The sequence below is a fragment of the Bradyrhizobium sp. CCBAU 53351 genome, assembly GCF_015291745.1.
Classification (GTDB): Bacteria; Pseudomonadota; Alphaproteobacteria; order Rhizobiales; family Xanthobacteraceae; genus Bradyrhizobium.
This window is the reverse complement of sequence record NZ_CP030059.1, coordinates 3,120,295-3,147,047: the sequence shown is the minus strand read 5'-3', so window position 1 is coordinate 3,147,047 and position 26,753 is coordinate 3,120,295. Positions and strand designations below refer to the sequence as shown.

Sequence of the window (26,753 nt, the reverse complement as noted above, 5' to 3'; positions counted from 1 at the left end):
TTGCTGCGCAGAGCCGGGATCCATGGGGCGGCATGCGAGCGCGGAGAGATGGGCCCCGGCTCTGCAGCGAGAGCGTGCCTCCCCACCCCCTTGAAGTCGCTGCTGCAATGCACGATCTTGGGGGTCGATGGCATCATCCGAAATCACGCTCGAGGCAGTACCGTCGATTGACCACGTGTCACCGGAGGATTGGGACGCCTGCGCCAATCCCGCCGGACGGTGCCATGGGGCTGGCAACGGAACCTCATCCGCTCTCCCAGGCGATTCCCTCGATCTCTTAAAACCCGCCTATAACCCCTTCGTCTCCCACGCATTTCTCTCCGCCGTCGAGAAATCGGGTTCGGCGACGATCCGAACCGGCTGGGGCCCGCGGCATCTCGTGGCCAAGATCGATGGCCGCGTCGCCGGTGTTGTGCCCTGCTATCTGAAATCGCATTCCCAAGGCGAGTACGTCTTCGACCGCGGCTGGGCCGACGCCTATGAGCGCGCCGGCGGACGCTATTATCCGAAGCTCCAGGTCTCGGTTCCCTTCACCCCGGCGACGGGCCCGCGGCTGCTGGTCCGCGACGGCGTCGACCGCGAGCGCATCATGGACGCGCTGGCGAGTGGCCTCATAGCGCTGTGCGGCGTCAGCAAGGCCTCCTCCGTCCATGTCACCTTCGCGCGCGAGGCCGAGTGGAAGCTGCTCGCCGAGCACGGCTTCCTGCAGCGGACCGACCAGCAGTTCCACTGGCACAATGAGGGCTTTGCGAACTTCGACGCCTTCCTGGCGACGCTGAACTCTCGCCACCGCAAGTCGATCAAGCGCGAGCGGCGCGATGCGCTCGCCTCGGGCGTCACGATCCACTGGCTCACGGGCAAAGACATCACCGAGGATGCCTGGGACGCGTTTTTCATGTTCTACATGGAGACCGGCTCGCGCAAATGGGGCCGGCCTTATCTCACGCGGGAATTCTTCTCGTTGATCGGCGAGACCATGGCAGAGGACGTGCTGCTGGTGATGGCCCGCCGCAACGAACGCTGGATCGCCGGCGCGATCAACTTCATCGGCTCGGACACGCTGTTCGGCCGCAACTGGGGCGCGGTCGAGCATCATCCGTTCCTGCATTTCGAGGTATGCTATTATCAGGCGATCGACTTCGCCATCCAGCGCGGCCTCACGCATGTCGAGGCCGGCGCGCAAGGCGAGCACAAGATCGCGCGCGGCTACCTGCCGCGCACCACCCACTCCGCCCACTTCATCGCCGATCCCGGCCTGCGCCGCGCGATCGACGATTACCTCAAGCGCGAGCGCGCCTATGTCGCCGAGGCCGGCCGCGAGCTTGCCGAGCTCGGCCCGTTCCGCAAGGGCATCGACGAGGCGCCTTGACGGTTCACCTTGGCTGGTGACAGTAAGCGCAAATTGTTCGAGGAGCCGCCGCCATGACCACCTACGACACCAACAATATCTTCGCAAAGATCCTGCGCGGCGAGCTGCCCTGCTACAAGGTGTACGAGGACGAGCACGTCTTCGCCTTCCTCGACATCATGCCGCGCGTCCCCGGCCACACGCTGGTGATCCCGAAGGCCCCTGCCCGCAACATCCTCGACATCAAGCCGGACGATTACGCCCATGTCGCCCGCGGCGCGCATAGGATCGCGGCGGCGGCGATGAAGGCCTTCAACGCCGACGGCATCACCGTGCAGCAATTCAACGAACCCGCCGGCGGCCAGGTGGTGTTTCACCTCCACATGCACGTGATGCCGCGCCATGACGGCGTCGCGATGCTGCCGCCCGCCAGCCGCAAGGAAGAGAACAAGGTGCTGGAAGAGCACGCCGCCAAGCTGATCGCGGCGTTGAAGGGCTGATCGTCATTGCTGGGCGCGACGAAGTCGCGAGCCCGGAATGACAGCCTACTCCGTCTCGAAATCACCCTTCTGCGGCGCCGCCAGCGGCGTGAATTCGCACCGATCCGGCTTGATGTCGATCAGCGGCGTGTTGTCGATGCAATCGAGACCGCGCACCAGGATCGTGTTGCCCTCGATGCCGACCAGCTTCACGATCGACGTGCCGATCGGATTCGGCCGCACCGGTGAGCGCAGCGAAAAGGTGCCGCGGGTCTTCTCGTTGTTCTTCGGGCTCTGCAGGATGATGTCGCGGCGCGACTGGTCGAGCCAGTAGAGCACTTCGAGGTTGCTGTAGAAATCGACGCCCTTGATGGCCGGCACGAACGGCTCGAAGATCTCGAGGCGGCAGATCGGCCCGTCCTGACGCCCCTGCCGCGGCGTCTCCAGCCGCGATGTCCAGGGCGTGCGGATACGGCCGATGAAGACGAGACCGGCATCCTGCGTCGGTGGCAGCTCGATGGCGACCTCGCCCTCGCGGAGCTCCTGTTCGCGAACCATATTTCCTGTTCCTTGGCTGTTCGCCAGCAGTTTTAGCCCAACCACCACGTGCCGGCCAGCATGAAGACTTCACCGGTCACGACGCCCGCGAAGATCGAGCGGCGCGTCAGCAGGAAGGCGACGAGGCCGGCGGCCACCGCGCCATAGCGCAGGACATCAGGCACGCCGGCGAGCGCGCCCGGCGGTTCGACCACAATCTGCGCGATGACGCCGGCGAGGATCGCGGTGGCGACCGCCCGCACCCAGACCAGCAGCTCGGAGCCCTCGTCGATGCCGCCGCCAAACCACAGGCCCAGCATGCGCCAGATCTGGTTGGGAACGACGCCGGCGACGAACAGCACGACGAGCGCCTGCCAGTCGCCGATGAGCTGCGCGTAGCTCATGCGCGCACCTCCCGCCACCAATGCACGCCGTAGGCGATGGTGCCGGCGACGAGCCCGCTGACGAGAATGTCGAGGCCGGAGTTCATCTTCGCGGCGAGCGGATAGAGCAGAACCCCAAGCGTCAGCGCGACGACGTCGGCGGCCTCGCGACTGTTGCGCGCGGTCGAGAACAGGAACGACAGAGGTGTCAGCAACAGGATCGCCGCGCCAAGCGTCTGCGTCAGGTTTGCAGCAAGAAAATAGCCGACCGTGTTGGCGGTGAGGCACACCGAGACCAGTCCGAAGCCAAGTCCGTTGACGAAGGCGATCCGCCGCTCGCGCGGCACAAGGGGCAGGAAACGATGGCATTCGACCCACAGCGTCACAGCCGTGAGATGTGCGGCAAACACCAGCTCGCGCCGCTTGGTGGTCGGCGTGCGCATCAGCGGCAGCACCGAGACGACCATTGGAAACAAGCGGATCGCGCTGACGGTCACCGCGATCGCCGACTGGATGATGGTGGCGCCCGAGCCGAGCGTGGTGATCAGGATGATCTGCGCCGGCCCCGCCCAGACGAACAGCGTCGAGCACAGCGCCCAGAGCAAGCTGAAATGGGTGTCATGGGCCAGCGCGCCGATGCCCAGATAGGTCGCGAACAGCACGAGGGTGAGGATCGTCTGCGTGATCGAGCGCAGGCCCCAGCCGAAGGCGAGCCAGGGGCTATTCCATTGCGGTGAATCGAGCGGAGGGAGCGCCACGGAAGTCTGGCCGGGTTGCGGAATCGAGCCTGCATAACGGGCAAGACGACGGCTCGCGTCAAGGAAGGGCACGGCGGGGCTGGCATGCGCTGTTCCGACACCCACCGCCGTCGTTCCGGGGCGCGCTCCGGAATGACGAGCGGAGTTACCCCGCGACACCCTTGTTCTTCAGCACGAAGCAGGCCCCGCCCGCCTTGCGGATCCGGCTACACAGATCATCCGCCTCACTGCGCGTATCCGCACCGATCCGCACCTGATAGAACGCGCGCGTGCCGCGGCTGCGCATCACCGACGACAACAGGCTCGGATCGCGCTCGCCGATCACCGAACTGAGACGCGTGACGGCACGGGAATACATCGCCAGCGCCCTGTTGCGGTCGAAGCCGGCGGCGAGCTGGACGCCCCAGGCCTTCGCGGTCGCAAGCTCGACATGCTGCTCGAGCTCGGCGACGAAGGCATTCGGCGCACGCTTGAGCAGCGCCATCAGATCGCGGCAGCTCGTCGGCGGTGAGCTGGGCGGCCCCTTGCCGGTCGCCCCTGCCTTGGCCCAGGCATCGACGCTCGTGCCCGTGATGGCGTAGACGTAGTTGCGCGTCTGCTCGGGCATTGCGCCGGTGCCGGCGAGCCATTCCTGCACCCGGCGCGGGCCGGCATTGTAGGCCGCTGCGGCAAGGCCGAGATTGCCGAACTGACTGCGCAGCTCGCTCAAGAACTCCGCCGACTTCGGCAGCGCCTGCACCGGATTGAAGGGATTGAGCAGCCCGCGCTCGCTCGCCGTGCCCGGCATGAACTGCGCAATGCCCTGCGCCTGCTCACCGCTGCGCGTTGTGGGGCCGACCGCGTCGGCCTGGAAACGGCTCTCCTGCCAGATCACCCGGGCGAAGAATTCCAGCGGCAGATTGGCATCGCGCGCGGCCGCCTCCACGATCAGGCAGATCGACTCCCGCGTATCGCTCTCGCGCGCGTCGGACTTCTCCGGCGGCTTCGCGGGCTCTGCGACGCCCGGAACGGCAGCGTCAGTCTTTTCGGGTGAGCTGTCCGACGCCGCAACCTGTGACGCTGCGACGAGCAGCATGGTGACGATCCCCCCTGCAATCTGCACCCATTGCGGGCAGGCATGGCGGTGGCGCACGCGGGCGCGGCATGCGACAAGATGATCTGCCATGCTGTGGCATGGTGCCATGGTTCGACGAGTCGCCAATTGATGCTGCCTGACCTGCCTCTTCCAATGCGCTCCCCCGCCAAACGGATCCGCTGCATTGTCGCCTTCGCCTGGATCGCGCTGGTCCTGAATGTCGCGCCGGCCCTCGCCGAGGTGGCCGCCAAAGTCACCTGGCAAATGACCACGGAATACCCTGAGAATAACATCTCCGGGATCGGGCTTGCGACCTTTGCCAGCCGCGTTTTCGAACGCACCCACGGTTTCGTGACCGTGGCCAACAACTTCGACAACAAGCTTAAGATCAATTCGGGCGAGATGCCGCGCGCCGCGCTCGATGGCCGGATCGCCGGCGGCGATGCGTTCGCAGGCGCGCTCTCCGGCATCGACCCGGTGCTCGGACTGTCCACCCTGCCCTTCCTCGTGCAGTCGGTCGAGCTTGCCCGCGCCACCAATTTGCGGGCACGTCCGCTCTACGAGAAGGCGCTGGCGTCGCGCGGCCTCAAATTGCTCTATCTAACGATCTGGCCCGCCACAGGCCTGTGGTCGGAGCGCGCGCTCCAGGGCGCCGACGACCTGCCGACGCTCAATTTGCGGGCCTATGACGCCAATTCCAGCGCGGTCATGCGCGCGGCCGGCGCCAATGCACAGTTCCTGCCGATGGACGCCGCTCTCGCGGGGCTGAAGGAGCATCGCCTGAACGCGTTCCTCACCTCCGGCGACGGCGGCGCGGGGCGCAAGCTCTGGGACTTCCTGCCGCACTTCACGGCCATCAATTACGCGATGCCGGTCTCGATCGCGTTCGTCCGCAGCGACGCCTTTGCCGAACTGCCCGAGCCGATGCAGCGCGAGGTGCTGGCCGCAGCCGCCGAGACCGAGCAAAGCCAGTTCGCGCTATTGGCCCACCGCACTTCCGAGAATTATGCGCGCATGCGCGACAACGGCGTCACCATCGCCGAGCCGGCGCCGCAATCCCTCCTCGCCGCGCTCCGGAAGGCGGCAACGGCCACGGTCGCCGACTGGGAGGCGAAGACCGGCGCGGACGCCGCCGCGATCGCCGAATGGGCCCGGCAGCAATGACGCATCCGCTCTTGACTTGAAAGCCGATCCCACTAGCAACGGGGCAGCATCAACCATGGACCCCGGCGGCATGGCGACAATCTTCTTCGATCTCGACGGCACGCTCACGAACCCGAAGCCCGGGATTACCCGCTCGATCCAGTACGCGCTGGAACGGCTGGACGTCGCGGTGCCGAGCGAGGACGAGCTGACCTGGTGCATCGGGCCGCCGCTGCATGCCAGCCTGAAGAAGCTGACCGGAACCGACGAGCTCGCTGACCGCGCCCTGCTGCTCTATCGCGAGCGCTTTTCCGATATCGGCCTGTTCGAGAACGAAGCCTATGCCGGCATCGTGGATACCTTGACGACGATCGCCGCGACCAACCAGCGCATGTTTGTCGCCACCAGCAAGCCCGCAGTCTACGCCAGGCGCATCGTCGATCATTTCGGCCTGAAGCCCTACTTCGAGTACGTGTTCGGCTCCGAGCTCGACGGCACGCGCGTCGACAAGCGCGACCTGCTCCGTTATGCGCTGGACGAGACCAGGATCGATCCCGCCAACGCCACCATGATTGGCGACCGCAGCCACGACGTCATTGGCGCCCGCACCAACGGCATGACCGCGATCGGCGTGCTCTATGGTTATGGTAGCGAGGCCGAGCTCAAGGACGCCGGCGCGCATCACATCTGCGCCGCGCATCCCGAACTGCTCGGCCATTGCGTCGCCTAGGCGACGACGGTTTCGACCGCCGCCAGCATGCCGGTCTTCGCGTGGCAGTTCAGATATTCGAAGAACTGCTCGTCCGCAGCCGCTACCGTGACCTCGTGATAGAGCCGCAATTTTGCTGACGGCCCGAGCGTCGACAGATATTTCATCGCCGCGCCGAAGATCTTCACGTGAGTCGGATGCGACTCCGCCCAGCGTTCGAGCGCCGCCAGACTCTTCCACCAGCTCTGGCCGTAGGACTTTTCGCTCATGCTTCCTTCGGCCGAGAGCACGCGCATGTAGCGGTTGGCATAGCAGCCGATCGCAATTCCATCGTCGCGCAGGAAATCCATGCCCTCGCGCAGCACCGGTTCGACGTCGTCAAGGTAGAGCTTGCGTTCCGACGCTTCGGTATCGCTCCAGTCCTGTCCCGAACGGATCAGGCAGAGATTGTCGTGCGCCTTTACGCGTAGCCGCCCGCCGTCGCGGATCAGCTCGGGAAGGCCGCCCGGCGACATCGGATCGACCTGCGAGAGCGGAATGCGATCACGCATGCCACCCCAATAGGCGTGCTCCTGCACCTCGCCGCTCATGCCCTCGGCAACCACCGCGACACCCTCGGGCCGGTCGGGCGAGGAGAAGAGCGTCTCGTGCCGCTCGACCGAGGGGCGCAACGCCTCGATGAATGTGCCGATGCGCTCGCGCTGCTGTCCGGTCCAGGCCTCGCGCGCCGGTTCGAACCAGGCGTCGAAGCGCGCGAGGTCGTCCCAGTAGCCCACCGAGACGATGGTCTCATACCCGGCCTGATCGACATAGTGCGCGCGGTCCCAATGCGAGGGCCCGTCTTCCGCCGCAAACCGCCCCGCGATGTCGGCAAGCGCCTCCATTGCGGCCACGGGCGCCGTGCCGCGAGACTGCACGCCGAAATATGCCATCACGACGCGGCTCACGGCCGGCTTGTAGCGTGCCACGAAGGACGGATAAGGCGGCTGGTAATCGTCAGGCACGCGCTTGTGGCGCGTGCGCGTGGTTTCGAGATGTGCGGGAATTGCGGATTCCATAATCATGCCCTCCCCTCGATCGCCGTGATCAGCTCGCCGCCGCGGCAATGTCCGCGGGCTCGACGGTATCGGCCGGCAACGCGAACTGCTCGACGCGCTGATATCGCTTCCTGTTCAGCAGCAGCCGCGTCACGTCGGGGCGCGAGTAATGCCCGGCCGGATCCGCCGCGTTCTTGGCGATGCCGATGGCGCCGAGATCGATCTCGGCGATCAGCAGCCCCTCCTGGTCCTGCGCCAGCTTGTCGCCGATCTGGCTGCCGTCAGGGCCGTAGATCGCGGCAAAGCCGCCGCCGGCATGGAGCAGCGCGTGCTTGTCCGGCCGGTCGCAGAGCTCGTCGATCATCGCCTGCGAGACCGTCGCGCAGGGAGCCAGGACGAAGCAGGAGCCCTCCACCGCGTAGACGCGCGAGGCGGCGTTGTTGACCTCGGCCCCCAGCGCCGGCGCAAAGGGATCGTAAAGCGAGAAGCTGGGCCAGGCCGCAACATGCACCTGCTCGTTCTGGGCATACATCGCGTATTTCGACAGCGGCTGCAGATGCTCCCAGCAGCACAGCGCACCGAGACGGCCGATGTCGGGCCGCGCATGGACCGCGAGATCGCTGCCGTCGCCCTCGCCATAGACGGTACGCTCGGCGTGGGTCGGCCGCAGCTTGCGCCGCTTGGCGATGGTCTCGCCATCGGGCCCGATCAGCCATTGCGCCAGATAGAGGCTGCCGCCGTCGCGCTCGGACAGGCCGATCACGGCGGTGAGCTTTGCCTTGCGTACGGCATCGCGCAAGCGTTCGGCCTGCGGGCTGTCATAGGCCAGTGAATTGTCGAAATAGCGCTGCACGAAGCCGCGGCCGATCGCCCAGGCCGGCGAGTCCATCCAGATATGCCAGGGGTAACCGGGGATGAAAGCCTCGGGAAAGGCGATCAGCTTGGCGCCCTTCTCGGCGGCCTCCCTGATCAGGGCGACCGATTTGTCGATCGAGGCGTCGAGATCGAGCCAGGCCGGCGCCGCCTGCACCACCGCGACCTTGTATTTCGGATGTTCGATGCCCATTGCCGCCTCCCTTGCCGGTTGATCGGAAACCGTCTCCGATGCAGTCTATTGGGCCAAGCTTGGCGACCGGGCGCTCGACCACGGCGGAACAAAAACTCGACTGGGAAGGGACCGCCGGCCGGTACGGGATTTGCCTCCGAACAGGCTGGAGCCCCGCGATCTTGCTGGATGCGAAAGGGAGGCTGTCCAGATGGCAATCCAGTTCACGACGGACGGCAGCCCGGGCTATCGACGGCTCGCCCTCTGGCAGGACATCGTCTGCGACGTGTTCGTCGGGCTCGACTGCAAGTCCGATCTCGGCAGCGCCTTTCGCGGCTCGGTCACGCAGGCGTCGCTCGGCAAGGCGGTGTGCTCAGAGGTCTGCTCCGATCGCCAGCATGTGTTCCGCACGCCCTCCCGTATTGCGCGCTCGGATCAGGATTTCGTCCTGATGGCGCTCGGCCATCGCGGCGACGGCGGCGTGGTGCAGGACGGTCGCGAAACCGTGATTCATCCCGGCGAGTTTGCACTCTACGACACCACGCGTCCCTATGAGCTGAAGTTCAACGATCCCTTCACGCAGACCATCTTCAAGGTGCCGCGCGAGATGCTGCAGCGCCGGATCAGTGGCACCGAAACGCTGACCGCGATGACGTTCGGCACCGAGGCACCGCTCGAGCGGCTCGCTTATGATTTCATCTTCCGGCTTTGCCAGAACGCCGACCGCCTCGCGTCCGACAACGCCGCCGCGTTGTCGGAGCAGGCCGTTGATCTGCTCGCGATGGCGCTGAGCGAGCGGCTGGGCAGGACGTCGCTGCCCTCCTCGACCCACCGCTCCGCGCTGATCTACCGGCTCAAGGCGCATATCCGCGCCCATCTCGCAGATCCCGACCTTTCATTGTCGGAGACCGCGGCCGCGCTCGGCATGTCGCCGCGCTACGTGAACGACCTTCTCGCCGACGAAGACACCTCGTTCCAACGCTTCGTCCTCGCCGAACGGCTCGCCCAATGCCGGCGCGACCTCACCTCGCCCATGCTCGTCCATCGCCATATCAGCGAGATCGCCTTCGCCTGGGGCTTCAACGACCTCTCGCATTTCGGCCGCGTCTTCCGCGAGCACTTTGGCATGTCGCCGCGCGACTTCCGGCAAAGCCAGTTGCGGCATTGAGCTGCCATCTTCGCGAGCCTTCGCCTTGAGCGAAGGCTGCGCTCGCCAAATCCAGATTGTCTTGTCAGTCTGTGTGGCTCAGGCTGTCCGTATGAGGATGCACGCCACGATAAGCGGATCGGAGCTGCTGCTGAGCGTGATCGCGATCCGGCTCGCGGTGCTGGTCGTGGTGGCCTTCGGCTTGACACTGCTGCCGCGGCAGGCGCGCAACGACGCCCTCGCCTGCAATGCGACTGTCGCAGCGGCAAGCGAGGCGCGGCCACCGGCCGGGATCACCGGCCCACGCATCGTCGATGCCGCATTCGCCGACATGCTTCAGCACGACTAGGCCGCTCCCGAGCAAGGCCGCCATGTGCGTCCGTGATAGGACAAGCCGCCCGCTTGCGCTAACCTCGATGCAAGGCCGCATCGATCAATCAGCAGCCAGCCGAGGAGCATTTCGATGGAATACCGACGCTTGGGCCGATCAGGCCTCATGGTGCCCGCCTTGAGCCTTGGCACCGGCACCTTCGGCGGCGTCGGCCGCCTCGCTGCGTGGGGAACGACGGACGCGACCGAAGCGCGGCGCCTGCTCGACATCTGCCTCGAGGCCGGCGTGTCGATGTTCGACACAGCGAATGTCTATTCGCTCGGCGAATCCGAGCGCGTGCTCGGCGAAGCCATCAAGGGCCGCCGCGACAAGGTGCTGATCTCGACCAAGGCCACTTTCCGCTTCGGCGATGGTCCCAACGACATCGGCTCGTCACGGCAGCATCTGCTCACCGCCATCGACGCTTCGCTGCGTCGGCTCGGCACCGACTACATCGATCTCTTTCAGCTTCACGGCTTCGACGCCTTCACGCCGCCCGAGGAGGTGCTCTCGACGCTCGACGTGCTCGTGCGCGCCGGCAAGATCCGCTATGTCGGCGTTTCCAATTTCTCGGGCTGGCACCTGATGAAGTCGCTCGCACTTGCCGACAAGCACGGCTTTCCGCGCTACGTCGCCAACCAGACCTATTATTCATTGATCGGGCGCGACTACGAATGGGAGCTGATGCCGCTCGGCCTCGACCAGGGGCTCGGCGCCGTGGTCTGGTCGCCGCTCGGGTGGGGCCGCCTCACCGGCAAGATCCGCCGGGGCCAGCCGAAGCCCGAAGTGAGCCGCCTGCCCAAGACCGCCGAGTTCGGCCCGCCGGTGCCGGACGAGCATGTTTATCGTGTCGTCGACGCCATCGACGAGGTCACGAAGGAAACGGGCAAGAGCGTGTCACAGATCGCGCTGAACTGGCTGCTGCAGCGCCCGACCGTCTCGACGCTGATCATCGGCGCGCGCAACGAGACGCAGCTTCGCGAAAATCTCGGCGCGGTCGGCTGGTCCCTGACCAAGGACCAGATCGCAAAGCTCGATGCGGCGAGCAAGGTGACGCTGCCCTATCCCTACTGGCACCAGCGCACGACCTTCACCGACCGCAATCCGCCGGCCGTGTAGGACGCTTGAGCTGCATCAAGCCCGCTTGCGTCGGCCGTGGCATTCTGCGGCCCTCGCGAGGCCGCCGATGCGCCGATTTGCCATGAAGGCCCTGTTCATGGTCCTCAATTTCAACCGCGCCGAGCGGCAGCGGATCGACTGGGATCGCGCCGTGCTCATTGCCTCGACGGCCGTCACGTTCGGCCTCGTCGCGCTCTATATCTTCGGAAAATCGACCGCTCGCTGGTAAGCCCGCGGAGGCCGTACAGAGCCATGTTTGCCGCGCCGTTACGGGAACTGGCGGTATCCTGACGGGTTGCCGTCGATCCGGCAATTTCCTATTCGGAGATGAATCACGGCTCGAATCAACCGCGCCTCCATCATGTCGTCCGCCCCCATCGAGCACGCCGACGGCCTGCCGCAGCCGCAGCGCAATCAGGCGGTGCTGACGATCGCGCTCGGCATCATCATGGCCGTCGTCGACAGCGCCATCGCCAATGTCGCGCTGCCGACGATCGCGGCCGACCTCGACGCCAGTCCGGCCTTCTCGATCTGGATCGTCAACGGCTACCAGCTCGCGATCACGATCTCGCTGCTGCCGCTGGCCTCGCTCGGCGAGATCGTCGGCTATCGCCGCGTCTATCTGGTCGGGCTGGTGCTGTTCACGCTGGCGTCCGCCTTGTGCGCGCTGGCGCATACGCTGCCGCTGCTGACTGTCGCGCGCATCATCCAGGGCTTCGGCGCCGCCGGCATCATGAGCGTCAATTCGGCGCTGGTGCGCTTTACCTATCCACGCAGCCAGCTTGGCCGCGGCATCGGGCTCAACGCGCTTGTCGTCGCTTTTTCGGCTGCAATCGGCCCGACGCTCGCCGCGGGCATCCTGGCGGTCGGAAGCTGGCCTTGGCTGTTCGCCATCAACGTGCCGCTCGGCGCGGTGACGCTGCTGCTGGGCCTGCGCAGCCTGCCGCACACCAAGCCGGCCAATCGCTCCTTCGACTGGCAGAGCGCGGGGCTGTCCGCGATCACCTTTGGTGTCGGCATCGCCGCGGTCGACAGCGTCGGTCATGGCGAGGCAGCAATCACCTGCCTGATCCAGTTCGCCATCGCTCTTCTCGCCGGCGCGCTGCTGGTCTGGCGGGAAACCCACATGACCTCGCCGCTGCTGCCGATCGATCTGCTGCGCATCCCGGTGTTCGCGCTGTCGATTGCGACCTCGATCGCCTCGTTCTGCGGGCAGATGCTCGCCTTCGTCGCGATCCCCTTCTACCTCCAGAGCCGCTTCGGCTATTCGGCCGTGCATATGGGCCTCCTGATCACGCCATGGCCGATCGCGGTGGCGTTCGCGGCGCCGCTCGCCGGCCGCCTGGTCGAGCGCTATCCGGCCGGCCTGCTCGGCGGCATCGGGCTCACGCTGTTCGCCTGCGGCCTGGCCGCGCTCGCGCTCCTGCCCGCGGCCCCGACGCCGTTCGACGTGATCTGGCGCATGGCGCTGGCGGGCGCCGGCTTCGGCCTGTTCCAGACCCCCAACAACCGCACCATGATCGCCGCCGCCCCGCGCGAGCGCGCCGGTGGGGCCAGCGGCATGCTCGGCACGGCGCGCCTGCTCGGCCAGACCACCGGCGCAGCGCTGGTGGCGCTGCTGCTCGGACGGTATCCGGTCGAGGGCACCAGGCTGGCGCTGCTTGCCGGCGTCGGCTTTGCACTCTGCGGCGCGGTCCTGAGCATGCTGCGGCTGTCGCCGGCCGGCGCGCGCGGCGCCGAACACGTCCGCGTGCAGGACGATCAGCGCTTGCGGGGCGATTGACGGCGTCCACCTTCCGGTACCCGCCATTCCCGTGCACAACCCCTGCGTGGCTTAACTATCCGGACCAATGACCTCTTGCCCTCGCGCTCCGGTTGCGCTTGATAGGCGCCGGGGAAATTAGGGGCATTTCATGCGTGTAGTGGGAATAATGGCGCTCAGCGTCATGCTGGGCGGCTGCGCGTCCGTCACGCGCGGCACGACCGAGAACATCAGCATTTCATCGACACCGTCAGGCGTGGAAGCCGTGGTCACCGGGCTTGAGGTGCCGACAACCTGCACAACACCTTGCGCCATCGTCGCCAAGCGTAGCGCCGACATTACGATCACCTTCGAAAAGGAAGGCTATCAATCCCAGACGGTGCAGCTCACCAAAGAGGTGTCGGGCACGGGCGCCGCCGGCTTCGCCGGCAATCTCCTCGCCGGTGGTTTCATCGGCATGGGCGTCGATGCCGCGACCGGGGCAGCCACCGATCACAAGCCCAATCCGGTCATCGTGACGATGCAGCCGTCGGCCCCTCCCCGTAGCGCGCGACCAGCCGCGCCGAAGAAGCCGCGTCCGCCAGCGGCCGCGCCAGAGGCCGGGACCTGAGCCTACGCTCCGCCTTAGAAACAAAAAGGCCGGCTTCGCAGCCGGCCTTTCGATTCATATTGCTCGTGATCAAGCCTTGACCAGCGGGCCCTTGGAGGTCGGCCCCTTCGAGCCGCCGGGGCCACCCGGCTTGGACTTGCCGGGCGGGCGCTTGCGGGTGCCGGGCAGCTTCTCCTGCTTCGGCGTGACCGGGCCCTCGACGAATTCGAAGCCGATCTTTTCCTTGGTCTCGTCGGCCTCGTCCTTGACCAGAACGACGCGGACGTGACCGCCGCCCTTCAGCTTGCCGAACAGCACCTCGTCGGCCAGCGGCTTCTTGATGTGCTCCTGGATCACGCGGGCCATGGGACGCGCGCCCATCTGCTCGTCGTAACCGTGCTGGACCAGCCAGGCCTTGGCCGGCTCCGACAGCTCGATGGTGACGTCGCGGTCGCCGAGTTGCGCTTCGAGCTGAAGCACGAACTTCTCGACGACGGTGCCGATCACCTCGACGCTGAGATGGCCGAACGAGACGATGGCATCGAGGCGATTGCGGAATTCCGGCGCGAACTGCCGGTTGATCGCCTCGTGGTCGTCGCCTTCCCGCTTCGAGCGCGTGAAGCCGAACGCCTGCTTGGCCAGATCGGACGCACCCGCGTTCGTGGTCATGATCAGGATCACGTTGCGGAAGTTGACCTGCTTGCCGTTGTGGTCGGTGAGCCGGCCGTGATCCATGATCTGGAGCAGCACGTTGTACAGGTCGGGATGCGCCTTCTCGATTTCGTCGAGCAGCACCACGCAATGCGGATGCTGGTCGACGCCGTCGGTGAGCAGGCCGCCCTGGTCGAAGCCGACATAGCCGGGAGGCGCGCCGATCAGGCGCGACACGGTGTGCCGCTCCATGTACTCGGACATGTCGAAGCGCAACAGCTCGACGCCGAGCGACGCCGCGAGCTGCTTGGCGACCTCGGTCTTGCCGACGCCGGTCGGACCTGAGAACAAATAGCAGCCGATCGGCTTCTCCGGCTCGCGCAGGCCGGCGCGCGCCAGCTTGATCGAGGCGGCGAGCGACTCGATCGCCTTGTCCTGGCCGAACACGGTGCGCTTCAGCGTCGTCTCGAGATGCTTGAGCACCTCGGCATCGTCCTTCGACACGCTCTTCGGCGGGATCCGCGCCATCGAGGCGATCGTGGTCTCGATCTCCTTGATGCCGATGGTCTTCTTGCGCTTGTTCTCGGCCAGCAGCATCTGCGCCGCGCCCGACTCGTCGATCACGTCGATCGCCTTGTCCGGCAGCTTGCGGTCGTGGATGTAGCGCGAGGAGAGCTGCACCGCGGCCTCAATCGCCTCGTTGGTGTACTTCAGCCGGTGATAGTCCTCGAAATAGGGCTTGAGACCCTTGAGGATCGCGATGGCGTCCTCGACCGTCGGCTCGTTGATGTCGATCTTCTGGAAGCGCCGCACCAGCGCGCGGTCCTTCTCGAAGTGCTGGCGATATTCCTTGTAGGTGGTCGAGCCCATGCAGCGGATGGTGCCGGAGGCGAGCGCGGGCTTCAGCAGGTTAGAGGCATCCATCGCCCCGCCCGACGTCGCACCCGCACCGATCACGGTGTGGATTTCGTCGATGAACAGGATGGCGTTGGGGTGCGCCTCGAGCTCCTTCAGCACCTGCTTCAGGCGCTCCTCGAAGTCGCCGCGATAGCGCGTGCCCGCGAGCAGCGTGCCCATGTCGAGCGAGAACACCGTGGCGGCAGCCAGCACTTCCGGCACTTCGCTGTCGACGATGCGCTTGGCGAGGCCCTCCGCGATCGCGGTCTTGCCGACGCCGGCTTCACCGACGAACAACGGGTTGTTCTTCTGCCGGCGGCACAGCACCTGGATCGCACGGTTGATTTCGGAATTGCGTCCGATCACCGGATCGATCTTGCCGTCGCGCGCCTTCTTGTTGAGGTTGACGCAATAGGTCTCGAGCGCCTCGCCCTTCTTCTTGGCGTCCTCGTTGCCCTTGGCCTCGGTCTCCTCGTCGACGCCGCGAACGGGGCGCGCCTCGGAGACGCCCGGCCGCTTCGCGATGCCGTGGCTGATGTAGTTGACGGCGTCATAGCGCGTCATGTCCTGCTCCTGCAGGAAATACGCGGCGTGGCTCTCGCGCTCTGCGAAGATCGCGATCAGCACGTTGGCGCCGGTCACCTCTTCACGACCGGAGGATTGCACGTGGATCACCGCGCGCTGGATCACGCGCTGGAAACCGGCGGTCGGCTTGGCGTCGTCGGCGCCATCGGTCACCAGGTTCTCGAATTCGGTCTCAAGGTAATTGACGAGGCTCGTGCGGAGCTTGTCGAGATCGACGCTGCAGGCGCGCATGACGGCGGCAGCATCGGAGTCGTCGATCAGGGAGAGCAAGAGATGCTCGAGCGTCGCGTATTGGTGATGACGCTCGTTTGCGATCGCCAGCGCACGATGCAGGGATTGTTCAAGGCTTTGGGAAAAAGTCGGCATTCGCGTCCTCTATGGCCCCCATCATCATGGTCGTGATCGCCCGGTCAGGCAACAACAACCTTTGTCACATATAGTTATACAAGACCGCGGCGAAAGACCGGTTCCGCGACTCGGCGGCGACACGCCCACGGTATTTTCGATGCAAAACCCGTTCCGATTTGGGCAGAACTACCCATTTGGGCAGGATTGACGCCGGTGCCGATGTTCACCGGATCATGCAGCAAGACGTGCTGCCAGCACACACACCACGCGAACAGAACCACGCTCGAGAACGCGAACGGCGTTTACTTCTTTTCCATCACGCATTGCAGCGGATGCTGGTGCTTGCGGGCGAAATCCATCACCTGCGTCACCTTGGTCTCGGCGATCTCGTAGGTGAACACGCCGCACTCCCCGATGCCGTGATGATGGACGTGCAGCATGATCTTGGTGGCCGCCTCGATGTCCTTGTTGAAGAACTTCTCCAGCACGTGGACGACGAACTCCATCGGCGTGTAGTCGTCGTTCAGGATCAGCACGCGGTAGAGGTTCGGTCGCTTGGTCTTGGGCTTGACCTTGGTGATGACCGATGTGTTCGGACCGGAGGGGTTACCCGAACGGTTCTCGTCATTGCTCATGCGAGGAGCGTAGGCAGCGGCTGGCGCGGACGGGTCGAGTCTGGAAGTCAATTGCGGCATGGCTCAGGCGTTCAAATTCCCCACGGAAGCGAATGGCGGTCGCCGCGCGACCCCGCCCTTCGGAGCCTGGCGCAGGCGCGCCGCCGTGTTGGATCGCCGCTCCCGACAAATCCGGTCCAAGCCGGATCGTTCGCCAGCAATATGGGCCTGCCTCCGGCCCGCCGCAAGCGCGCTGGAAGTCCGGCCACGGCAGTCCCGATTCCCGGTCCGGGCGATCCTGCCAAGGTTAATCAATCCGGACCGATTTGACAAAAATTTATGCCCCTCCTGCTTAGAACATGTTGACCAGGAACCAGGACATTTAACACGATTGCGACGTTTCGCCCGGGATACCCCGGTCTTCTACGGTGCGATTTACCAGGTCTTCAATGGCGTGGCGCCAAATCGGGCAAAACCACCGATTTCGGGGCTCGTCATGTTTCGCTCGCCGCTCGTCAGCCTGATTGGTCGACAGTTCGCCCGCTTCGCAGCGGCCGAGCAAGGCAATATCGCCATGATCTTCGCGATCGCGCTGGTCCCGGTGCTCAGCTTCATCGGTGCCGCAATCGACTATAGCCGCGCCGTCCAGGCCCGCACGTCCATGCAGGCGGCCCTCGACTCCGCCGCTTTGATGCTTTCCAAGGATCTGTCGTCCGGCACCATCACCACCTCGCAGCTCAGCACGAAGGCGCAAGCCTATTTCAACGCGCTGTTTACCGCGACGTCCGCCCTACCCTCGGTCAGCGTGGCCGCCACCTATACGGCGAGCACCAGCATGGGCTCAACGATCCAGCTCAGCGGAACCGGCACCTACACGACCACCTTCATGAAGATCGCCGGCTTTCCGACGCTCGACGTCGGCACCACGTCCACCAGCGCCTGGGGCAACGTCCGCATGCGCGTAGCCCTGGTGCTCGACAACACCGGCTCGATGGCCAACGACGGCAAGATGGAGGCGATGCAGACGGCCGCGAAGAATCTGGTCGATCAACTCAGCGCGCTCGCCAAGAATACCGGCGACGTCTACATCTCGATCGTTCCCTTCGCCAAGGACGTCAACGTCGGCGCCAGCAACTACAACAAGAGCTGGATCGATTTCAGCGATTGGGATGCCGCCAACGGCGGCTGGAGCTGCGCGTCGGGCAACTCCAACAACTGCAACAATTGGAAGTGGACGCCGGCCAACCACAACACCTGGACCGGTTGCGTGGCCGATCGCGATCAGGACTACGACACCAAGAACACCACGCCGACGAACGGCAATGTGGGGACGCTCTTCCCGGCCGAGCAGTACTCCTACTGCAACACGAGCAGCTGGTCCTACCTGCAGCCGATCATGCCGTTGAGCTACGACTGGTCCGCGCTCAAGAGCCGCATCGACGCCATGAAGCCCACGGGCAACACCAACCAGGGCATTGGCCTGGCCTGGGGGTGGATGACGCTGTCGACCGGAGATCCCATGAACGCGCCGGCCAAGGACACCAACTACACCTACAAGGACGCGATCGTGCTGCTGTCCGACGGTCTCAACACGCAGAACCGCTGGTACAACAACGCCGCGCAGATCGACGCACGGCAGAAGAAGCTGTGCGACAATGCCAAGGCCCAGCCCAACAACATCACGATCTACACGGTGCAGGTGAACACCGGCAGCGATCCGACCTCGAGCGTGCTGCAATATTGCGCCAGCAGCACCGACAAATTCTATCTGGTCACCTCGGCCAGCCAGACCGTCTCGGTGTTCAAGGACATCGGCACCTCACTGTCCAAGCTGCGCGTGGCACGCTGACCCGACCGGTTGAGCGCGCGCACAAAAAAGCCCGGCTGGATCAGCCGGGCTTTTCGATTCCAGGATGTCCTGAAAAACGTTTACTGGGCGGCCGGGGTGAACTTCGACACGATGGTCTCGACCGGCTTGAACGCCTGCTTGGCGAGGTCGCTGTAGAGGCCGGCGATCTTCTGCGATTCCGCAACGAAGGTCTCGTAGGCGGAACGGGCGAAATCGGTCTGTGCTTCGACGGCCTTGTCCAGCGACTTCACGCCGGAAAGCTTCTCGACGAAGGACTTGGTGTCTTCGAACGACTTCTTCGTATAGTCGCCATAGGCACTGGCGATCGCCTGAAGGCCGTGCTGCACCGAGGTCGCGGAGGCGACGTACTGCTCGAAGTGCTCTTTCCCGTAGTTCTGAAAGTCTTCAACCTTGAACATTTCGGAATCCTTTTCCCTGGCTTTGGTCGGAAGCCCCGGCTCCCTGACTGTGCCCATTATTAGTGCAATGCACAAATAAGTCAAGAATCTTTGTGCGACGCACAAAAACCAGTGCAAATCGCGGAAATTCCCGGGGTTTCCCGCAAGGGTTTCTTAAGCTTTTGGAAACCGCGGCCCCCTACCTTGATTCCCGGACGTGTTCAGCTTCCGCAAGCGGTCAAAAGCCGTTTGAGAACATCACCTTAGCCAGAATAGCGGCTCAGGCCGAACGTCCCCCGCGGCGAACACCAGCGGAGGGGCAGCCTGAGCAGGTAATGATCCCGGGTCCATTGGGCACAATTTCGCCTCACGAGCCGGTGATCAGTTGAGAAACGGGGACGGGGTTCCATGCTTCGTAAAAACTTGTCTTCCTCGCGCTTGGCGCGGGTTGGCGTTTTTGGGCTTCTTACGGTCACGACCGCGGTCATCTTCACCACCGATGCCGCCGAGGCTCGGCGCCACCGCCGCCACTACGCGCACCATCGGGTGCAGCGCGATGTGTCCGAGAGCTCGAGCCCGAAATTCGCGTCCATCATCGTCGACGGCAATTCCGGCTCGGTGCTGCAGGCAACGAGCCCCGACGGGATCCGCCACCCCGCTTCGCTGACCAAGATCATGACGCTCTATCTGCTGTTCGAGCGCCTCGAGTCCGGCAAAATGAAGCTCGACACCGAGATGCCGGTGTCCCAGCACGCCGCCGACCAGGATCCGACCAAGCTGAACCTGCGGGCCGGCCAGACCATCCGCGTCGAGGACGCGATCAAGGGTCTCGTCACCCGCTCCGCGAACGACGCAGCAGTGGTGATCGCGGAAGCGATCGCCGGCGACGAGGACGACTTTGCCCAGATGATGACGCGCAAGGCGCGCGCGCTCGGCATGTCTAGGACGGTGTACCGCAACGCGAACGGCCTTCCCAACGACGAGCAGGTCACGACAGCGCGCGACCAGGCCACGCTCGGCCGCGCCATCCAGGAGCGCTTTCCGCGCTATTATCGGTATTTCGCGACCTCCACCTTCAACTGGCGTGGACAGTCGATCCGCAATCACAATCACCTGCTCGGCAGCGTCGAGGGCGTGGACGGCATCAAGACCGGCTACACCCGCGCCTCCGGCTTCAACCTCGTCACCTCGATGCGCCGCGGCAACCGCCATCTGATCGGCGTCGTGCTCGGCGGCCGCAGCGGCGGCTCGCGCGATGCCATCATGCGCAACCTGCTCGCGGAAAATCTCGAGAAGGGCGCGACCACTCACACCGTCGTCGCGGTCACCGAGCGCAACGCTGCCGACACCGCGACCGATGTTGCTGACGCCTCGGATGCTGCACCGGTCCGGCCCGCTGCGCCGGTCCAGGCTGCGGCCCCCGCTCCCGAGTCTGCCCCGTCTCGTCTCGCTGCCCGCCTGTCGACGCTTGCCGCCGCGACGGCCGCGGTGCCGCCCGCACCGCACAAGCCGGAAGCCAGCAAGCCCGAGGTTCGGCCGACGGAATCCAAGATCGAGCCCGCGCCGCTCACCAATGGCGTGATCTCGAGCCAGCCGCTCTCCCTCATCCCCGGCTCGTCCGAGCCGATGAAGCCGGTCCGGGTCAAGACGGTTCAGGTCAAGGCCGGCGCCGTGAAGGTCGCCTCCGCCGCGCCCGCCCCGGTCCAGGTCGCCCCGCCGGTCACCAACGCCATTCCGTCCCGTTCCGAGGTCGCGGAAACCTCAGGCGCCGTGGTCGCCCGGGCCGATCTCATCAACAAGCCCGAGATCGCCAGCCATCCCGAAGCGCCGAAAGCAGACATGGCCCGCACCGAGCTGCCGCGGCAGCCGGCCGGCTTCGGTACCGGCAACGGGATCCTCGGCGTGCTGCCGGCCGCAACGGCCGCCGCGCCCGCCCATACCCCTGCCCCTGCCGCTCCGAAGCTCGCCTCCGCCGATCCGATGCCGGTCCAGATGAGCGCCACCACCAAGCCCGCCGTCACCCACAGCGGCTGGATCGTCCAGGTCGGCGCGCTCGAGAGCGAGAACGAAGCCCAGCAGCGCATCGACGCCGCGCGCAGCTCGGCCCGCGGCCTGCTCAGCAAGGCCGACCCGTTCACCGAGGTCGTCGCCAAGGACAATCGCAAGCTCTACCGCGCCCGCTTCGCCGGCCTCGAGCGCGACCAGGCCGAAGCGGTCTGCCGCACCCTGAAGCGCGCCGAGATCTCCTGCATCACCGTCCGCAACTGATCTCCTCCCCCCGTTCCAGACGAAATGCCCGCGCCTTGCGTGGGCATTTTCGTTTTGGCGATGTGTCGATGCGGGCACAGTCTCGACAAGGCTGTTCCGCGACAACCTCTCGTCAAGAATTTACGGTTAAAACTTTGCTCAAGGGATCGACCACGCCGAAATGGCGGGCATCGGGGCGACGGCAAACGGAGCAAGCGGAGCTCACACGGTACGGGCGTTTGTGGCGTGGTGCCGGAGTTAGCCGTTATGCGTACGAAGCAGAGTATCCTTGGCCTCGTTTACCCGGGCAGCGAGATAGTTCGAGCCCCCCTGGTCGGGATGGAGTTTCTTCATCAGGGACTTGTGCGCCCGGCTGATGTCGTCACGCCCCGCTCCCGGCTGCAGGCCAAGGATCTGGTAGGCCTCCTCCGCCGTCATTTTGCCGCTCGCCGCCGGGCGGCGCTGCCCCCCTGCCGCATCGCCCTGCGCGTTCTGACGCCAAGCGGGAAACCGGCGGTCCAGATAGCTTTCAAGTAAGGCGACGCTCTCGGCGTCGAAGGTCGGGACCATGGCCAGCAGGCCCGGGAGGTCGAACTCGCCGAGATCGCGCCCGGCGTGAGGCCCGGCGACGATCTGCCCACCAAGCTGGCCGGTATCGTGGTCGAGCCGCATATCCAGGAATTGCGAGCGCACGCGTGAGGCCTGCCCTGACGCGCGCGCAGCGCCACCGCCGCCGAACAACCCACCGATATTGCCGAATCCGGCGTTTGCCAGCGGCGTCCAGCCCAGCAGCCCGGCACCGAAAAACCCGAGCGGGATCGCCACCACCAGCTCGCCGCGCAAGCCCGTGAAGGCTGCGATCGCCAGCGCCAGGACGCCGCCACCGAACCTGATGGCACGCGCCAGCACCGCCGGGTTGGCGGCGCGGAACGTCTGGAGCAGCAGATAGAGCGTGATAACGGCGACAGCGCCGGCGATCAGAGTCATCTCGGGAATATAGTCGGCCTCGCGGCAAAATGCATGGCGTACGCCGGCCGCGAGCCAGGACGGGGTGAGCGCTATTTCATCTGGCCGATCAGCTTGGCCGCGCCGCTTGCGGTCTTCGCCAATCTCAACAAGGCCTCGCGACCGCCGGCAGCATAGGCCGCGGCTGCCTGCAGCAGCTCGCGCAACTGCGCGGCCGCGCCCGGATCGAACCGGCACCAGGCACCGCCGGTCAGGCGGGCGATCTCGCGAAAGGCCTGCTCGGCGACCGCGTCATGACCTTCCTGAAACACGAACACGGGCACCTTGAGCATGCCGAGCTCGCCGGCCTTGACACAGAGCTCGTCGACCTTCTCCTCCATGGCATCGCCGACGAAGACGACGGCGCGCACGCCCGATGCGACCGCTTCGCGTCGTGCCTCCGTCAGCACCTTGCCGATCTGGGTATCGCCGCCACGGCAGTCGATCTTGCTCATCAAGGCCGCGAGCCTGGTGCTGTCTGATATCCATCCCGTGGCGCGGCACTCGTTCAGGCCGCGATAGTAGACGAGCCGGATATCGAGACTGCCGAGTGTCGCGGTCTCGCGAAACATGTCGGCCTGAAGCGCGCAGGCCATGTCCCAGGTGGGCTGCCGGCTCATCGTCGCATCCAATGCGAAGATCAGCCGCCCCTTCGCGCCCGGCGCGTGGGGTGACAGCGCCCGCGCCTTGGCAACGAACGCGGCGATGTCCTCCGCGGTCGACGTTCCCGCCTGCGGCACCGCACCGCCCGATTGCGCCGCGACATTGCCGCGATGCGGCTTGATGGGTTCGCCCGACATCCCTTGACCCTGCGTGGACGGCTAATGTGGTCAGCGCGAGCGGTCGGGTCAATGTGCAAAGCCCCCGCAGGCGGAGGCCAGCGGAGGCTTTGAAAACGTGGCGGATGATTGACGTCAGCCGTTAACGCTTCAGCTCTTAACGCTTCAGCTCTTAACGCTTCAGCTCTTGGCAGGCGCCATCAACGCGACCGGGCCGGGCTCGAGGATGTTGGGCGGCGACGATTGCGTGTCGACGGGCCGGATCTCGCTGTCGGTCGCGCTCAGGAATTTGTCGAGCATGCTCTGGATCGAGCTCTTGGCAACATCCGGGCCAGTGTCGCGCATGTCGTTATGCTGGAATTCGGTCTTCACGACCTGGATGCCCGCCTTCTCGCATTCCTCGTCGGTCGGCAGAACGCCCGCATCGGTCTTGAACTGCGGATCCTGAGAGCGGAACGACAGGATCTTGAACTTGCCGGCGGTGACGAAGGGCACGCGCAGATTGTCCAGCGTGACGACCTTCTTGACCTCGTCCGGATATTGCTTGGCGAAATACATCGTGATGTCGCCGCCCATGGAGTGGCCGACCATCGTCACCTGGGCGTAGTCGGCATTGGGCTGAATCTTCTTCATCTCCTGCATGGCGAGATGGATGTTGGCAACGCCGCGCAGGATCTGCGGCAGCCGGCCGACATAGAGCTCGCCGGGCTTGGTGACCATCGGAGGATCTGTCGGCAGATCGTGCTGCGGGCTCACGACCATGTAGCCGCGCGCAGCGAAGATGTTGGCGAGGAATCCGTATTCGGTGTTCTTGACGGTGTTGCCGTGATTGATCACTGCGACCGGCAGCGTGATCATGCCGGCATTGGCCTGCATTTCCTTGTCGCGGCGCACCGCGATCTGGACGGGCACGGGACGATTGTCGCGCGAGGCGTCGTAGAAGGTGATGGTCTCGTGCTTGATCGCCCACTTGCTCGCCGTGAAATAGGCGATGCCGCAGAGGGCACTGACCGAAACCAGAACGGCAATTCCACGCTTCATTTTCGTCCTCAGCCTCAGGCTCTTGCGGCCTGAATCCCTGTTGAAAATCGTGTTCTTCCGGGGCTCTCCGGCCCCTGGTCGCCTATTCGCTAATATATGTCACAGGCGCGTGACAGGAAGGCCAAATATTGTGAACCGGCAGCCCTTTCGTTGTGCGCCGCACACGTTTTCTGGGCATCCCCTTCTTCCACGGCTACGCCAGGATGCATGTCACCATCCGACGCAACCGGTCTCGATCGGGTTCAATTTCGCGGTAAACGCAGGATGAAAACGGCCGAACGCGGCCGGGGTTCCCGGAGCAACCGCCCGGTCAGATCGACCGGAAGTAGCGCCATACCGTCTCAGGCGCCCAGGATGTCGTGGACTTCGAGCGGCTTGTCGACCTGGTTGAACCACTCGGCGCGATTTGCCGCACGGCGGCGGCCGCGCTCGTCGAGCGGCAGCTTGAGCTGGCGCAGCAGGCTCGTCACCTCTTCCCGTGCGGTGAGATGGCCGAGATTGGGCCGCATGCCGAGCGTGGCCTCGTCGATCTCGTCGAGGGCGGTCAGGCCGCGCGGGAAAAATTCGCGATAGACGACGCGTTCGGCGAAGCCGTCGACGTAGCGGAAGCCGAGCCGCAGCGACAGATCCTTCAGCCCCTCGGCGACCAGCTGCTTGTTGCGGGAGCCGAGCATCGAAAGGCGGTTGCGCACCACGATCCAGTCGGTGGTCGAACCATCGAGCTGGCGGCGCTTGCGGCGGACGTCGCGCACCATCTCGGCGTAATGGCTCTCGCCGGTCACCGCGTAGCTCGCGGGATCGACGGTGCCGAGCACGTCGAAGTCGAGGAAGCTGTCGTTGATCGGCGTGACCAGCGTGTCGGCCATCGAATGCGCTAGCCGCATCAAATAGCTGTCGGTGCCCGGCGTATCGATGACGATGAAGTCGAAGCTGCTCTCGACCGCCGAGACCGCCTCCATGAACTGCTGGAACTCGGAATTCTCGTTCTCGGCGATCTGCATGGTCTCGCCGAGCTTGATGCAGCGATGCACCGGCAGTTCCAGGTCGAGCTTGGTGCGGCGGGCCCAGGCGGAACGGTTGTTGATGTAGTGGGTGAAGCTCTGCTGACGGCAGTCGAGGTCGATGGTGGCGACGCGCTGGCCGGCCTTCAGGAGCGCAACAGCGATGTGCAGGGCGGTGGTCGACTTGCCGGAGCCGCCCTTCTCGTTGCCGAGCACGACCACATGCGCCGAGCCGGATTGGCCTTGGCTAGCCTGCACAAGCATGGCGATCCTCAACACCCCTGATGAATATCTTCGAGTTGGCCGCGTCTGCGGTCAAGTGAAATGCGTGACAGGTCATACAAATCGTACTGCGCCGTGCTTCATCATGAATAGCAGTGCCAATCTTCGTCTGTGATCCAGCCCACAATGTCGCGATGTCGCGTGCGGTCTTGCGCGGGATGCTGTGCCGCATCCGGATGCATGGCGTCCATGATCGCTGCTTGTTAAGGTTAGTCGCCCCGGGCGCAGATCACGTCGCGCCGATTCCCAACGCCGCCGAGTCCTGATGTCATCAAGCCCCCTGATCGCCCGCACGGTCCCGACCTTGCGCCGCGCCGTCGACAATCTTCGCAAGCGAAAGGCCACGATCGCGCTGGTCCCGACCATGGGAGCCCTCCATGACGGGCATGTGTCTCTCGTCCGCCTCGCCAAGCGGCGTGCCAGCCGCGTCGTGGTGTCGATCTTCGTCAACCCGACCCAGTTCGCCCCGACCGAGGATTTTGGTGCCTATCCGCGCACCTGGAAGGCCGACATCGCCAAGCTCGCGGCCGAGGACGTCGACATCGTCTGGCATCCGGACGTCAAGGCGATGTATCCGGAAGGCTTCGCCACCCGAATCGTACCGGAAGGGCCGGCGCTCGCGGGCCTCGAGGATCGCTTCCGCCCGCATTTCTTCGGCGGCGTTGCCACCGTGGTCGGCAAGCTGTTCACGCAAGTCCGGCCGGACTTCGCGATCTTCGGCGAAAAGGACTTTCAGCAGTTGCGGGTGGTGACGCAGATGGCGCGCGACCTCGACCTCGGCGTCAAGGTGATCGGCTCGCGCACCGTGCGCGAGCGCGACGGGCTCGCGATGTCCTCACGCAACGTCTACCTCTCGCCCGAGGAGCGGCAGACCGCCACCGTGCTCTACCGCGCCATGAAAGACAGCGCCGGACGGATCAAGGCGGGCGAAGCCATCGCGCCGGCGATGGCGCGCGGCGCGGAGACGATCAAGGCGGCGGGCTTTGCTCTCGACTATTACGAGGTCCGCCATGCCGAGACGCTGGCGCCCGTCACCTCGCGCAAGGACGGCGCGCTGCGGATCCTGGTCGCAGCCAAGCTCGGCACGACGCGACTGATCGACAACATCGCGGTTTAGAGCAGCCCCAGATCGCGCAATTCGCGCCGCATCGGCTCCGGCATCGCCGCGATCGAGCCGGCGGCGGACTTGCCGAGGTCGGGCGGCACGGAATCTTCGGTGAGATAGCGCCAGCCCTGGAACGGGCGCATCGGCCGCGGCGAGACCGAGACCACCTTCGGCTGCATCACGATGCGGCAGCGCCCGATACCGTCCTTGTCGCGGAACGGCTCGATGCCGATGATCTTTTCCCGCGCGGCGATCTCGCCCTTGATCACCCAATAAAGCGACCCGCCCGCGAGGATCTCGGCGTCGCGCTTGGGGACCATGCGGGTGATGTGGATGTGGTGTTGCGGCAGACCCTTCTTCTTGGCGGTCTGCATCCGTTCGGCGATCCACTCCTTCAATTCCTTGACGGAGTCGCAGCCGACGGCGAGCTTGATCAGATGTAGCGGCATG

27 protein-coding genes are annotated in these 26,753 nt (G+C 65.2%); 13 read left to right on the top strand and 14 right to left on the bottom strand.

Going from position 1 to position 26,753, the window contains the following annotated elements; all coding sequences use genetic code 11:
- The first annotated feature begins 127 nt into the window (after window positions 1-127).
- Both XH83_RS14645 and XH83_RS14640 read left to right on the top strand, forming a co-directional pair.
- The gene (locus tag XH83_RS14645) at window positions 128-1,369 is read left to right on the top strand and encodes a GNAT family N-acetyltransferase (RefSeq protein WP_194407665.1); all 1,242 of its coding nucleotides are present in this window, start codon (window positions 128-130) and stop codon (window positions 1,367-1,369) included.
- Between the two features lie 53 nt (window positions 1,370-1,422).
- Entirely contained in the window at window positions 1,423-1,848 is a 426-nt protein-coding gene (locus XH83_RS14640) for an HIT family protein (protein WP_194407664.1), read from the top strand.
- 45 nt (window positions 1,849-1,893) lie between these two features.
- Here XH83_RS14640 and tsaA read toward each other — a convergent pair whose 3' ends face one another.
- From tsaA to XH83_RS14620, 4 genes are all read right to left on the bottom strand, one after another.
- On the bottom strand, window positions 1,894-2,385 hold the full coding sequence (gene tsaA, locus XH83_RS14635; protein ID WP_194407663.1) for a tRNA (N6-threonylcarbamoyladenosine(37)-N6)-methyltransferase TrmO: 492 nt from the start codon (window positions 2,383-2,385) through the stop codon (window positions 1,894-1,896).
- Window positions 2,386-2,417: 32 nt separating this feature from the next.
- Window positions 2,418-2,768 carry an AzlD domain-containing protein gene (locus XH83_RS14630; RefSeq protein ID WP_194407662.1) on the bottom strand — a complete coding sequence of 117 codons (351 nt, stop codon included), beginning with the start codon at window positions 2,766-2,768 and terminating at the stop codon, window positions 2,418-2,420.
- Window positions 2,765-3,505: an AzlC family ABC transporter permease gene (locus XH83_RS14625; protein ID WP_194407661.1), complete on the bottom strand. Its 741-nt coding sequence runs from the start codon at window positions 3,503-3,505 to the stop codon at window positions 2,765-2,767. Before XH83_RS14625 ends, XH83_RS14630 begins: the two co-directional genes overlap by 4 nt.
- A gap of 145 nt (window positions 3,506-3,650) precedes the next feature.
- Window positions 3,651-4,580 (bottom strand): lytic transglycosylase domain-containing protein, encoded by a 930-nt coding sequence (locus tag XH83_RS14620; RefSeq protein WP_194408267.1) that lies wholly within the window; start codon window positions 4,578-4,580, stop codon window positions 3,651-3,653.
- Between the two features lie 129 nt (window positions 4,581-4,709).
- On the opposite strand from XH83_RS14620, the gene XH83_RS14615 reads away from it, so the two are divergent.
- Together XH83_RS14615 and XH83_RS14610 are read left to right on the top strand one after the other, a co-directional pair.
- A complete protein-coding gene (locus tag XH83_RS14615) occupies window positions 4,710-5,744 on the top strand; it encodes a TRAP transporter substrate-binding protein (protein WP_194407660.1) in 1,035 nt (344 codons plus the stop codon).
- A gap of 70 nt (window positions 5,745-5,814) precedes the next feature.
- Window positions 5,815-6,453, top strand: coding sequence for an HAD family hydrolase (locus XH83_RS14610; protein WP_194407659.1), 639 nt, complete (start codon window positions 5,815-5,817; stop codon window positions 6,451-6,453).
- Here XH83_RS14610 and XH83_RS14605 read toward each other — a convergent pair.
- Both XH83_RS14605 and XH83_RS14600 read right to left on the bottom strand, forming a co-directional pair.
- Entirely contained in the window at window positions 6,450-7,490 is a 1,041-nt protein-coding gene (locus XH83_RS14605) for a phenylacetaldoxime dehydratase family protein (RefSeq protein ID WP_194407658.1), read from the bottom strand. The two genes, XH83_RS14610 and XH83_RS14605, sit on opposite strands and share 4 nt — an antisense overlap.
- A 28-nt stretch (window positions 7,491-7,518) precedes the next feature.
- A complete protein-coding gene (locus XH83_RS14600) occupies window positions 7,519-8,535 on the bottom strand; it encodes a carbon-nitrogen hydrolase family protein (protein ID WP_194407657.1) in 1,017 nt (338 codons plus the stop codon).
- A 190-nt stretch (window positions 8,536-8,725) separates the two neighbouring features.
- Here XH83_RS14600 and XH83_RS14595 point away from each other — a divergent pair, with 190 nt between their 5' ends.
- From XH83_RS14595 to XH83_RS14570, 6 genes are all read left to right on the top strand, one after another.
- Window positions 8,726-9,682, top strand: a complete 957-nt coding sequence (locus XH83_RS14595) for a helix-turn-helix domain-containing protein (protein ID WP_194407656.1) — start codon at window positions 8,726-8,728, stop codon at window positions 9,680-9,682.
- Between the two features lie 91 nt (window positions 9,683-9,773).
- On the top strand, window positions 9,774-10,010 hold the full coding sequence (locus XH83_RS14590; RefSeq protein WP_194407655.1) for a hypothetical protein: 237 nt from the start codon (window positions 9,774-9,776) through the stop codon (window positions 10,008-10,010).
- A 114-nt stretch (window positions 10,011-10,124) separates the two neighbouring features.
- On the top strand, window positions 10,125-11,150 hold the full coding sequence (locus tag XH83_RS14585; protein WP_194407654.1) for an aldo/keto reductase: 1,026 nt from the start codon (window positions 10,125-10,127) through the stop codon (window positions 11,148-11,150).
- Between the two features lie 67 nt (window positions 11,151-11,217).
- Complete coding sequence (locus XH83_RS14580) at window positions 11,218-11,379, top strand: hypothetical protein (RefSeq protein WP_194407653.1); 162 nt, start codon at window positions 11,218-11,220, stop codon at window positions 11,377-11,379.
- 132 nt (window positions 11,380-11,511) lie between these two features.
- Window positions 11,512-12,933, top strand: a complete 1,422-nt coding sequence (locus XH83_RS14575) for an MFS transporter (protein WP_194407652.1) — start codon at window positions 11,512-11,514, stop codon at window positions 12,931-12,933.
- Between the two features lie 130 nt (window positions 12,934-13,063).
- On the top strand, window positions 13,064-13,522 hold the full coding sequence (locus XH83_RS14570) for a translation initiation factor 2 (RefSeq protein ID WP_194407651.1): 459 nt from the start codon (window positions 13,064-13,066) through the stop codon (window positions 13,520-13,522).
- A 69-nt stretch (window positions 13,523-13,591) separates the two neighbouring features.
- On the opposite strand, the gene clpA is transcribed toward XH83_RS14570, so the two are convergent.
- Both clpA and clpS read right to left on the bottom strand, forming a co-directional pair.
- On the bottom strand, window positions 13,592-16,000 hold the full coding sequence (gene clpA, locus XH83_RS14565) for an ATP-dependent Clp protease ATP-binding subunit ClpA (protein ID WP_194407650.1): 2,409 nt from the start codon (window positions 15,998-16,000) through the stop codon (window positions 13,592-13,594).
- A gap of 284 nt (window positions 16,001-16,284) precedes the next feature.
- Complete coding sequence (gene clpS, locus XH83_RS14560; RefSeq protein ID WP_026202494.1) at window positions 16,285-16,617, bottom strand: ATP-dependent Clp protease adapter ClpS; 333 nt, start codon at window positions 16,615-16,617, stop codon at window positions 16,285-16,287.
- A gap of 475 nt (window positions 16,618-17,092) precedes the next feature.
- Between clpS and XH83_RS14555 the strand changes: the two genes are divergently transcribed.
- Complete coding sequence (locus XH83_RS14555; protein WP_194407649.1) at window positions 17,093-18,445, top strand: pilus assembly protein; 1,353 nt, start codon at window positions 17,093-17,095, stop codon at window positions 18,443-18,445.
- Between the two features lie 80 nt (window positions 18,446-18,525).
- Here XH83_RS14555 and XH83_RS14550 read toward each other — a convergent pair whose 3' ends face one another.
- Window positions 18,526-18,864 (bottom strand): phasin family protein, encoded by a 339-nt coding sequence (locus tag XH83_RS14550; protein WP_194407648.1) that lies wholly within the window; start codon window positions 18,862-18,864, stop codon window positions 18,526-18,528.
- 387 nt (window positions 18,865-19,251) lie between these two features.
- Here XH83_RS14550 and XH83_RS14545 point away from each other — a divergent pair, with 387 nt between their 5' ends.
- Complete coding sequence (locus tag XH83_RS14545) at window positions 19,252-21,111, top strand: D-alanyl-D-alanine carboxypeptidase (RefSeq protein ID WP_194407647.1); 1,860 nt, start codon at window positions 19,252-19,254, stop codon at window positions 21,109-21,111.
- A gap of 237 nt (window positions 21,112-21,348) precedes the next feature.
- On the opposite strand, the gene XH83_RS14540 is transcribed toward XH83_RS14545, so the two are convergent.
- The 4 genes from XH83_RS14540 to XH83_RS14525 all read right to left on the bottom strand — a co-directional run bounded on the left by XH83_RS14540 (window position 21,349) and on the right by XH83_RS14525 (window position 25,180).
- Window positions 21,349-22,077 (bottom strand): DnaJ domain-containing protein, encoded by a 729-nt coding sequence (locus XH83_RS14540; protein WP_194407646.1) that lies wholly within the window; start codon window positions 22,075-22,077, stop codon window positions 21,349-21,351.
- A 71-nt stretch (window positions 22,078-22,148) separates the two neighbouring features.
- Window positions 22,149-22,895, bottom strand: a complete 747-nt coding sequence (locus XH83_RS14535) for a VWA domain-containing protein (RefSeq protein ID WP_194407645.1) — start codon at window positions 22,893-22,895, stop codon at window positions 22,149-22,151.
- Between the two features lie 159 nt (window positions 22,896-23,054).
- Window positions 23,055-23,915, bottom strand: a complete 861-nt coding sequence (locus XH83_RS14530) for an alpha/beta fold hydrolase (RefSeq protein ID WP_194407644.1) — start codon at window positions 23,913-23,915, stop codon at window positions 23,055-23,057.
- A 341-nt stretch (window positions 23,916-24,256) separates the two neighbouring features.
- Window positions 24,257-25,180 (bottom strand): division plane positioning ATPase MipZ, encoded by a 924-nt coding sequence (locus XH83_RS14525; RefSeq protein ID WP_194407643.1) that lies wholly within the window; start codon window positions 25,178-25,180, stop codon window positions 24,257-24,259.
- 283 nt (window positions 25,181-25,463) lie between these two features.
- Between XH83_RS14525 and panC the strand changes: the two genes are divergently transcribed.
- Window positions 25,464-26,315 (top strand): pantoate--beta-alanine ligase, encoded by an 852-nt coding sequence (gene panC, locus XH83_RS14520; protein ID WP_194407642.1) that lies wholly within the window; start codon window positions 25,464-25,466, stop codon window positions 26,313-26,315.
- Here the strand turns inward: panC and XH83_RS14515 are convergent.
- A complete protein-coding gene (locus XH83_RS14515) occupies window positions 26,312-26,752 on the bottom strand; it encodes a DUF1489 family protein (RefSeq protein WP_194407641.1) in 441 nt (146 codons plus the stop codon). The two genes, panC and XH83_RS14515, sit on opposite strands and share 4 nt — an antisense overlap.
- Between the last annotated feature and the right edge of the window lies 1 nt (window position 26,753).

What these genes read in the sequence shown, in the direction of transcription:
- XH83_RS14590 (WP_194407655.1), top strand. Translation starts at nt 9,774, where the DNA reads ATGAGGATGCACGCCACGATAAGCGGATCGGAGCTGCTGCTGAGCGTG.
- XH83_RS14595 (WP_194407656.1), top strand. Translation starts at nt 8,726, where the DNA reads ATGGCAATCCAGTTCACGACGGACGGCAGCCCGGGCTATCGACGGCTC.
- XH83_RS14550 (WP_194407648.1), bottom strand. Translation starts at nt 18,864, where the DNA reads ATGTTCAAGGTTGAAGACTTTCAGAACTACGGGAAAGAGCACTTCGAG.
- XH83_RS14585 (WP_194407654.1), top strand. Translation starts at nt 10,125, where the DNA reads ATGGAATACCGACGCTTGGGCCGATCAGGCCTCATGGTGCCCGCCTTG.
- XH83_RS14555 (WP_194407649.1), top strand. Translation starts at nt 17,093, where the DNA reads ATGTTTCGCTCGCCGCTCGTCAGCCTGATTGGTCGACAGTTCGCCCGC.
- XH83_RS14580 (WP_194407653.1), top strand. Translation starts at nt 11,218, where the DNA reads ATGCGCCGATTTGCCATGAAGGCCCTGTTCATGGTCCTCAATTTCAAC.
- XH83_RS14630 (WP_194407662.1), bottom strand. Translation starts at nt 2,768, where the DNA reads ATGAGCTACGCGCAGCTCATCGGCGACTGGCAGGCGCTCGTCGTGCTG.
- XH83_RS14645 (WP_194407665.1), top strand. Translation starts at nt 128, where the DNA reads ATGGCATCATCCGAAATCACGCTCGAGGCAGTACCGTCGATTGACCAC.
- clpS (WP_026202494.1), bottom strand. Translation starts at nt 16,617, where the DNA reads ATGAGCAATGACGAGAACCGTTCGGGTAACCCCTCCGGTCCGAACACA.
- panC (WP_194407642.1), top strand. Translation starts at nt 25,464, where the DNA reads ATGTCATCAAGCCCCCTGATCGCCCGCACGGTCCCGACCTTGCGCCGC.
- XH83_RS14620 (WP_194408267.1), bottom strand. Translation starts at nt 4,580, where the DNA reads ATGCTGCTCGTCGCAGCGTCACAGGTTGCGGCGTCGGACAGCTCACCC.
- XH83_RS14540 (WP_194407646.1), bottom strand. Translation starts at nt 22,077, where the DNA reads ATGACTCTGATCGCCGGCGCTGTCGCCGTTATCACGCTCTATCTGCTG.
- tsaA (WP_194407663.1), bottom strand. Translation starts at nt 2,385, where the DNA reads ATGGTTCGCGAACAGGAGCTCCGCGAGGGCGAGGTCGCCATCGAGCTG.
- XH83_RS14600 (WP_194407657.1), bottom strand. Translation starts at nt 8,535, where the DNA reads ATGGGCATCGAACATCCGAAATACAAGGTCGCGGTGGTGCAGGCGGCG.
- XH83_RS14525 (WP_194407643.1), bottom strand. Translation starts at nt 25,180, where the DNA reads ATGCTTGTGCAGGCTAGCCAAGGCCAATCCGGCTCGGCGCATGTGGTC.
- XH83_RS14575 (WP_194407652.1), top strand. Translation starts at nt 11,512, where the DNA reads ATGTCGTCCGCCCCCATCGAGCACGCCGACGGCCTGCCGCAGCCGCAG.
- XH83_RS14605 (WP_194407658.1), bottom strand. Translation starts at nt 7,490, where the DNA reads ATGGAATCCGCAATTCCCGCACATCTCGAAACCACGCGCACGCGCCAC.
- XH83_RS14610 (WP_194407659.1), top strand. Translation starts at nt 5,815, where the DNA reads ATGGCGACAATCTTCTTCGATCTCGACGGCACGCTCACGAACCCGAAG.
- XH83_RS14545 (WP_194407647.1), top strand. Translation starts at nt 19,252, where the DNA reads ATGCTTCGTAAAAACTTGTCTTCCTCGCGCTTGGCGCGGGTTGGCGTT.
- XH83_RS14530 (WP_194407644.1), bottom strand. Translation starts at nt 23,915, where the DNA reads ATGAAGCGTGGAATTGCCGTTCTGGTTTCGGTCAGTGCCCTCTGCGGC.
- XH83_RS14615 (WP_194407660.1), top strand. Translation starts at nt 4,710, where the DNA reads ATGCTGCCTGACCTGCCTCTTCCAATGCGCTCCCCCGCCAAACGGATC.
- XH83_RS14640 (WP_194407664.1), top strand. Translation starts at nt 1,423, where the DNA reads ATGACCACCTACGACACCAACAATATCTTCGCAAAGATCCTGCGCGGC.
- XH83_RS14535 (WP_194407645.1), bottom strand. Translation starts at nt 22,895, where the DNA reads ATGTCGGGCGAACCCATCAAGCCGCATCGCGGCAATGTCGCGGCGCAA.
- clpA (WP_194407650.1), bottom strand. Translation starts at nt 16,000, where the DNA reads ATGCCGACTTTTTCCCAAAGCCTTGAACAATCCCTGCATCGTGCGCTG.
- XH83_RS14515 (WP_194407641.1), bottom strand. Translation starts at nt 26,752, where the DNA reads ATGCCGCTACATCTGATCAAGCTCGCCGTCGGCTGCGACTCCGTCAAG.
- XH83_RS14570 (WP_194407651.1), top strand. Translation starts at nt 13,064, where the DNA reads ATGCGTGTAGTGGGAATAATGGCGCTCAGCGTCATGCTGGGCGGCTGC.